General features: G+C 59.7%; 7 protein-coding genes and 1 tRNA gene. 5 read left to right on the forward strand and 3 right to left on the reverse strand.

Going from position 1 to position 7066, the window contains the following annotated elements; translation table 11 throughout:
• Positions 1 to 59: 59 nt before the first annotated feature.
• From yajC to queA, 3 genes are read right to left on the reverse strand one after another with little or no spacing between them, the layout of a single operon-like run.
• Positions 60 to 395, reverse strand: coding sequence for a preprotein translocase subunit YajC (yajC, locus tag L6D77_RS10320; protein WP_008092587.1), 336 nt, complete (start codon positions 393 to 395; stop codon positions 60 to 62).
• Positions 396 to 438: 43 nt separating this feature from the next.
• A complete protein-coding gene (tgt, locus tag L6D77_RS10325; RefSeq protein ID WP_167409821.1) occupies positions 439 to 1554 on the reverse strand; it encodes a tRNA guanosine(34) transglycosylase Tgt in 1116 nt (371 codons plus the stop codon).
• A 14-nt stretch (positions 1555 to 1568) separates the two neighbouring features.
• Positions 1569 to 2618 carry a tRNA preQ1(34) S-adenosylmethionine ribosyltransferase-isomerase QueA gene (queA, locus tag L6D77_RS10330; protein ID WP_232883054.1) on the reverse strand — a complete coding sequence of 350 codons (1050 nt, stop codon included), beginning with the start codon at positions 2616 to 2618 and terminating at the stop codon, positions 1569 to 1571.
• A gap of 108 nt (positions 2619 to 2726) precedes the next feature.
• Between queA and L6D77_RS10335 the strand changes: the two genes are divergently transcribed.
• The 5 genes from L6D77_RS10335 (at position 2727) to L6D77_RS10355 (ending at position 6016) form a co-directional block, all read left to right on the forward strand.
• A tRNA-Leu gene (locus L6D77_RS10335) sits at positions 2727 to 2811 on the forward strand.
• A gap of 208 nt (positions 2812 to 3019) precedes the next feature.
• Positions 3020 to 4231, forward strand: coding sequence for a tyrosine-type recombinase/integrase (locus L6D77_RS10340; protein WP_232883053.1), 1212 nt, complete (start codon positions 3020 to 3022; stop codon positions 4229 to 4231).
• Complete coding sequence (locus L6D77_RS10345; RefSeq protein WP_232883052.1) at positions 4228 to 5214, forward strand: hypothetical protein; 987 nt, start codon at positions 4228 to 4230, stop codon at positions 5212 to 5214. The genes L6D77_RS10340 and L6D77_RS10345 overlap by 4 nt, the downstream gene beginning before the upstream one ends.
• Positions 5215 to 5443: 229 nt before the next feature.
• Entirely contained in the window at positions 5444 to 5704 is a 261-nt protein-coding gene (locus L6D77_RS10350; RefSeq protein WP_232883045.1) for a hypothetical protein, read from the forward strand.
• A gap of 24 nt (positions 5705 to 5728) precedes the next feature.
• Positions 5729 to 6016, forward strand: a complete 288-nt coding sequence (locus L6D77_RS10355; protein ID WP_232883044.1) for a hypothetical protein — start codon at positions 5729 to 5731, stop codon at positions 6014 to 6016.
• Positions 6017 to 7066 lie beyond the last annotated feature (1050 nt).

The following is a 7066-nucleotide window of genomic DNA, read 5'->3' on the forward strand; positions in this document are numbered from 1 at the left end:
CGCCCGTTCAAGACGCGGGGCGCTTTGCGCGCCCCGACTGGAAAAATGAAACCGGTAACTCAGATAGCCTTGAGCGTACCTTTTGGCAGGGTCGCGGCAATCGCGCCCTTCTGGAACTTCAGCTCGACGGTGTCGGACACTTCCAGGACCACGAAATCATCGGAAACCTTGACGATCTTGCCGGCGATGCCGCCGTTGGTGACAACTTCGTCACCTTTCTGCAAGTTGCTCAGCAGGTTCTTCTGCTCTTTGGCGCGCTTGGCCTGCGGGCGCCAGATCATCAGGTAGAAGATGACCAGGAAGCCGACCAGGAAGATCCACTCGAAGCCGGTACCGGCTGGGCCGGCGGCAGGGGCTGCAGCGTCCGCGTAGGCGGCGGGAATCAAGAAGCTCATTGTGCACTCCTAATGCAAATTTTCTAATAATGGATGCAAACAGTCAGTCCAAAGGCGGCACGGGGAGCCCGCGTTTGGCGTAGAAGGCGTCGACAAAGGCGGCCAATTTACCCTGTTGAATAGCCTCGCGTAAACCGGCCATCAAGCGCTGGTAATGGCGCAAGTTGTGGATGGTATTCAGCATGCTGCTCAACATTTCGCCGCACTTGTCCAGGTGGTGCAGGTAAGCGCGGGAGAAGTTGGTGCAGGTATAGCAATCGCAGGTCGGATCCAGCGGCGATTCATCATGGCGATGGAACGCGTTGCGGATCTTGATCACCCCGGTGTCGATGAACAGATGGCCATTGCGCGCATTGCGCGTGGGCATCACGCAGTCGAACATGTCGACGCCGCGGCGCACACCCTCTACAAGATCCTCCGGCTTGCCTACCCCCATAAGGTAACGAGGTTTGTCAGCCGGCATTTGGCCTGGCAGGTAGTCCAGTACCTTGATCATCTCGTGCTTGGGCTCGCCCACCGACAGGCCGCCGATGGCCAGGCCGTCGAAGCCGATGTTGTCCAGGCCTTCCAGCGAGCGCATGCGCAGGTCCTGGTACATGCCACCCTGAACGATGCCGAACAGCGCCGCGGTGTTGTCGGCGTGGGCGTTCTTCGAACGCTGGGCCCAACGCAGCGACAGCTCCATCGAGGTGCGCGCCACGTCGTGCTCGGCCGGGTACGGCGTGCACTCGTCGAAAATCATCACGATGTCCGAGCCCAGGTCGCGCTGCACCTGCATGGACTCTTCCGGGCCCATGAACACCTTGGAACCGTCAACGGGCGAGGCGAAGGTTACGCCCTCCTCCTTGATCTTGCGCATGGCGCCCAGGCTGAACACCTGGAAACCACCGGAGTCGGTGAGGATAGGGCCCTTCCACTGCATGAAGTCGTGCAGGCCGTTGTGCTTCTTGATCACCTCGGTGCCTGGGCGCAGCCACAGGTGGAAGGTATTGCCGAGGATGATCTCGGCGCCGATGGCCTCGATGTCGCGCGGCAACATGCCCTTGACCGTGCCATAGGTGCCCACCGGCATGAACGCCGGGGTCTCGACAGTGCCACGGGGGAAGGTCAGCCGACCGCGACGGGCCTTGCCGTCGGTGGCCAGCAGTTCGAACGACATTCGACAGGTGCGACTCATGCTTGATCCTCTGGGCCGCGTGGCGCCGGATTGCGGGTGATGAACATGGCATCACCGTAACTGAAGAAGCGGTAACCGTTTTCGACCGCCGCCGCATAGGCAGCCATGGTCTCGGGGTAACCGGCAAAGGCCGAGACCAGCATCAGCAGCGTGGACTCCGGCAGGTGGAAGTTGGTCACCAGGCAGTCGACCACATGGAACGGCCGGCCCGGGAAGATGAAGATGTCGGTATCGCCGCTGAACGCCTTGAGCACGCCATCGCGCGCCGCGCTTTCCAGTGAACGCACGCTGGTGGTGCCTACCGCGATCACGCGGCCGCCACGGGCGCGGCAGGCCTCTACGGCGTCGACCACGTCCTGGCTCACTTCAAGCCACTCTTTGTGCATGTGGTGGTCTTCGATCTTGTCGACCCGCACCGGCTGGAAGGTGCCAGCGCCCACGTGCAGGGTGACGAAGGCACGCTCGACACCCTTGGCGGCGATCTTCTCCAGCAGCGCCTCGTCGAAGTGCAGCCCGGCCGTCGGTGCGGCCACGGCGCCTGCACGCTCGGCATAGACCGTCTGGTAGCGCTCACGGTCTGAGCCTTCGTCCGGGCGGTCGATGTAGGGCGGCAGCGGCATGTGGCCGACACGTTCGAGCAGTGGCAGCACCTCTTCGGTGAAGCGCAGCTCGAACAGCGTCTCGTGGCGCGCGACCATCTCGGCCTCGCCACCGCCATCGATGAGGATCACCGTGCCCTCTTTAGGCGCCTTGCTGGCGCGCACATGGGCCAGCACGCGGTGGCTGTCCAGCACTCGCTCGACCAGCACTTCCAGCTTGCCGCCGGAGGCTTTCTGGCCGAACAGCCGTGCAGGAATCACCCGGGTGTTGTTGAACACCATCAGGTCGCCGGGGCGCAGGTAGTCGAGCAGGTCGGGGAACTGCTGGTGGGCCAGCGCGCCGCTTTGGCCGTCGAGCACGAGCAGGCGGCTGCCGTGACGCTCGGCCAACGGGTGGCGGGCGATGAGGGAGTCTGGGAGTTCGAAAGAAAAATCGGCGACGCGCATGATGATGTTCGGTTCGACAGGGCCGGGAAGTTTAGCCCAATGCATGAAAATTGACCATGAAAGACGATTGACCGACCTCATGCGCCTCTCTATACTGCGCCGCGACAAGCCCTGATGGCGGAATTGGTAGACGCGGCGGATTCAAAATCCGTTTTCGAAAGGAGTGGGAGTTCGAGTCTCCCTCGGGGCACCATCATATAGTTCCAAGCGGTCCCTACCAGACCCGGAACACCAGAGAAACCGGCCACTGAGCCGGTTTTTTTGTGTCTATCGTTCCCAGTGGTTCCCTTGTAAGCCCAAAGTTATGTGAGTAGATTTGTGAGTAGACCGAGTTCGGTCCAGAAATCTACTCACACACTGACCGCATTCCAGCGTGCTCAGTGAACTACAAGGGTATCGCCGTGGCGCTCACCGACACTGCCATCCGCACCGCCAAACCCCGCGATAAGCTGTACCGCCTGGCTGACGCTCACGGCTTATGCCTTGAGGTCACGACGACCGGCAGCAAGCTGTGGCGCGTCCGCTACCGATTTGAAGGCAAGGCGAAGATGCTGGCCGTGGGCGCTTATCCCTCGGTCACGCTCGCCAATGCCCGCGAACGCCGTGATGCCGCACAGAAGCTGCTGGCGCAGGGCGTAGACCCAAGCGCCTATAAACAGCAGGAAAAGGTGGCGGCTGCGATCCAGGCCCTGACGGTCGAGTCACTGGCTCGGGAGTGGTACGCCTACAACCACCCGCGATGGGCACCGGCCACCGCGTCGAAGGCATTGCAGTACCTGGAGTCGGACATTTTCCCGGTGATTGGTAAGCGGCCTGCTGCCGAGGTACAGCGCCCTGAACTGGTAGACCTGGTGCGCAAGATCGAGCGGCGCGAGGCATTTAACGTCGCCCGCAAGGTTCGCCAATGGCTGAGCCAGATATTCCGCTTCGGCCTGGCTAAGGGCGTGGTGCCAGGCAATCCCGCCACCGACCTGGACGTAGTAGCCGCCCACGCCCCGCGCACTCGCCATCACCCGCACGTATCGGAAGCCGAACTACCCGAACTGCTGGAGAAGCTGGAGGCGGCTCAGTGCGATATCACCAGCAAGATCGCAATTCGCCTGCTACTGCTGACAGCGGTGCGCCCCGGTGAACTACGACTGGCGCCCTGGGATGAGTTCGACCTGGATGCCGCGACCTGGACTATCCCAGCAGCACGGATGAAGGCAAGGCGCCCTCACGTTGTCCCGCTTCCACGCCAGGCAGTGGTACTGCTGCGCACCCTGCATAAGTTGACCGGCACGTATCCCCTCGCCTTCCCTGGGCGCAATGACCGGGCCAGGCCAATGAGTGAGAACACGGTCAACAAGGCGCTTTCCTCGATGGGTTATGAGGGGCGCCAGACTGGCCACGGCTTCCGCCACCTGCTGAGCACCAGTCTCAACAGCCGGGGTTACAACCGCGATTGGATTGAGCGGCAACTGGCCCACGGCGATCAAGACTCGATCCGCGACACGTACAACCATGCGCACTACCTGGAGCAACGCCGGGAAATGATGCAAGCGTGGGCCGACTCGATAGACGCCCTGTGCGCTGGCGCGAACGTGGCGACTATCAGGCGGGCAAAGTCATGACTCACGACTGGTCCGAATGGGAAAAGGAACGTAAGCAGCGCGAAAAAAAGGCCAAAGAGGTTCATCGCCTTGACGCTAGCGATCTGGCTCTAATCGATGATCGAATCAGCGGACATTTGAAAGACGAGCTTAGGCGCTGGGCTGCTCACCGCTGGTGGAAGCTATTTGGATCGCAAGGGCACAGCCTCAATACATTGGAGGACGAATCCAGCTTCATCAGGGGGCTGGATACAGCATTCCCCTACCCCTCTCCAAGCAATTTGTTAGCTGCGCCTTCACACGCCAGACAGGAATACACCACTAGGGAAATTACAAAGCGCGGTGACATTCGAGACGTATCCTTTAACGGTCCACCTGTAAGTCGGCTTTTGAGCCTAATGCTCTTTGGCTTCTTTGATTTCCAGGGGCAATGGATCTATCTCAACAGAACGGGGCGATACCCGAACGGAGAGAAAGCACCAGAGCAGTGGCACGTCATGTGCGCCGACCCAACTGACCGACTCGGCATACGCGTAACAGTGAATGCAGGACATCGCGGGCGCCACCATCCGCCACCAGATGCTGTTTTTTCAGCACTACCCAGCAAGGTCAAAGAGTACGTAGCGGAAGACGTTGACTCCATTGATCGCCGGGAGTGGCTAGAAGGGATTGCCGATATTCTGTGCAAGGCTAAATACGACCCAAGGCCGCCAACGGTTCTTGAACTGGCCGGGGACTACGAACTGGATAGCTATCCGCTCGCAGACCTAATCGCCAATGGAAAGCGCACCAGAGGAAAGCGAGTAGAGCCAGTCAACGGCAATTACTTCGACTGCCGCCCCGATAACCTTTCCAGCCGATCAAGCGCGGGCCGCAAAATGAAATGCAATTACTGCCGGAAGCCCACCACGGCCAAAGAATCTAGCAGAATCAAAGACTCAACCGGCTCAACCTTTAGGATTTGTCGAACCTGCCAGGCGCAGGTTGGGCGTATCCACCCGTGACGAGCACTAAAATGCCGTACGGGAAGAATGGGGTATTGCCAAGAATGATTGGGATATAGTATTTTGGCCCTAGTGTGTGGTAACTGCATCAGACAGAATGGCGACCGGCCTTGAGGCCGGTTTTTTTTCGTCTGAGAAATACCCACCGACACTTATAACCCCGCCATCCTGAGCGGGGTTTTTCATTTCTGGCCCGCCATCGTGCGGGCTTTTTTGTGCCCGGAGATCTGTGAGCACCAAGGCTGAAGCCAGCACCATCAACCAACTGTTGGCAGCTAAGCGCGTAGAGGAATCGCTAGATGCGATTGGCATTCTGGCCGAGGTACTGCTCAACAACGGCGGGCACAAGGGCGCCCCTGGGGACGCTGTGCCGCCTGCCCAGATTGATGATCGTGGCGAAGCTGGCATTCAGTCTGCAATCAATATCATTGCTCGGATGGCCCATCGCGATTTTTGCGCCCTTGCAACCGATCTAGGCATCCCGGCGTAAGCCAATAGCCTAAGGATAAAGACGATGAAACTTCAAAACAGTGCGCAAGCGCTGACGGGATCGGCTTGCCCGAAGAAAGCCACCGAGCTGTTTTACGTGAGCCATCCGAAGGCCGAACGGGCCTTGCTGGGGCCGTTCTTGAGCCAGGCCGACGCCGAGTGTGGGCGTGTAGTTTTGCGTAGTGCTGAGGCCGTAGTGACGGCCTGCCTCGTCGAATCGCTGGACGATCTGACCTACTGGCACGCGGTGAACAATGGCCAGGTCTGCCGGGCCTTCGCTGGTGCTGATCGCCAAGGGGGTGGCCATGAGTAAGGTCACGCCGATTCGGCGCAAGGGGGCCGGGGGGCCGCCTGCTGCTGGCGCTCATATCGACAGCGCCAGCTATGCGCTGCTAGTGGAAACGCTGGCGGGCTTCCTGGAACTGCGCATTTGGTGTGGTTCACCTCGCAGGCACTGCCTCTGTAGGAGCAACCTTGTGCCGCAAAAGGGCTGCAAAGCAGCCCCGGGGACCTTGTGGCATATCTGAGTTCCCTGGGGCCGCTGCGCAGCCCTTTCGCGGCACAAGGCCGCTCCTACAGGCTCCGATTCATTTAAGACTTTCCCCATTCCCTGTAGTCCATTTCCCAAACATACTCCTAACCCCTTTCAAGCCATTGCGGTGGTCTGGGTCGAGTTCTAGTCTCGGCCGGTCGTTGCTAAATCAACGATCAGCCTTGACAGGCTGACTCAGTAATAAACTCGCATGGCTTCGCCTTTCATGGCGGCTGTACGCGGAGCACTTTCGGGTGGGCCGGGTTTCCCTTACTGACCGGTCTGTCAACCCACGTACCACTGCCACCCTCTTGTTTGACAGCAATGGTGGATAGCTCTTCAGTAAGGATTACACCATGTTGAAGATTGTCCCCGCCCTGAACGACAAGACTGCCGGCGTTACCGGCTTCGTTTATGGCGCTATGCGTGCCCCTATGCACGCGTAGCAGCCAGCTTGCCCCGCAGTTGTTCTGTCAGGGCAACACTGCCACTCAGGGTGGTTGAAGCGCTAAACGGCCCCGTATGAGGCTCCTGGACGCCTTACGGGCCATCGCTACCATACGCAACTCCAACGCCTTACAGATAGAACGTGGGAGCGGCTTGCCCCGCGATGAAGTCAGTCCAGCCAACCTCACTGCCTGGGGCAGTGTCATCTCGGGGCAAGCCCGCTCCTACAAGTGCTCCTTACCCGCTTTTTGTGCCAGCGGAAAAGACAAAACCCCTACCTGCATGCGCAGATAGGGGTTTTGCGAAATGAATCTTGACGATGACCTACTCTCACATGGGGAAACCCCACACTACCATCGGCGATGCATCGTTTCACTACTGAGT

It is taken from the genome of Pseudomonas parasichuanensis, from assembly GCF_021601385.1.
Taxonomy (GTDB): domain Bacteria; phylum Pseudomonadota; class Gammaproteobacteria; order Pseudomonadales; family Pseudomonadaceae; genus Aquipseudomonas; species Aquipseudomonas parasichuanensis.

Bases quoted from the DNA above. Each gene is read 5' to 3' on its own strand.
- queA (WP_232883054.1), bottom strand. From the start codon at position 2,618: ATGCGCGTCGCCGATTTTTCTTTCGAACTCCCAGACTCCCTCATCGCC.
- yajC (WP_008092587.1), bottom strand. From the start codon at position 395: ATGAGCTTCTTGATTCCCGCCGCCTACGCGGACGCTGCAGCCCCTGCC.
- L6D77_RS10345 (WP_232883052.1), top strand. From the start codon at position 4,228: ATGACTCACGACTGGTCCGAATGGGAAAAGGAACGTAAGCAGCGCGAA.
- tgt (WP_167409821.1), bottom strand. From the start codon at position 1,554: ATGTCGTTCGAACTGCTGGCCACCGACGGCAAGGCCCGTCGCGGTCGG.
- L6D77_RS10355 (WP_232883044.1), top strand. From the start codon at position 5,729: ATGAAACTTCAAAACAGTGCGCAAGCGCTGACGGGATCGGCTTGCCCG.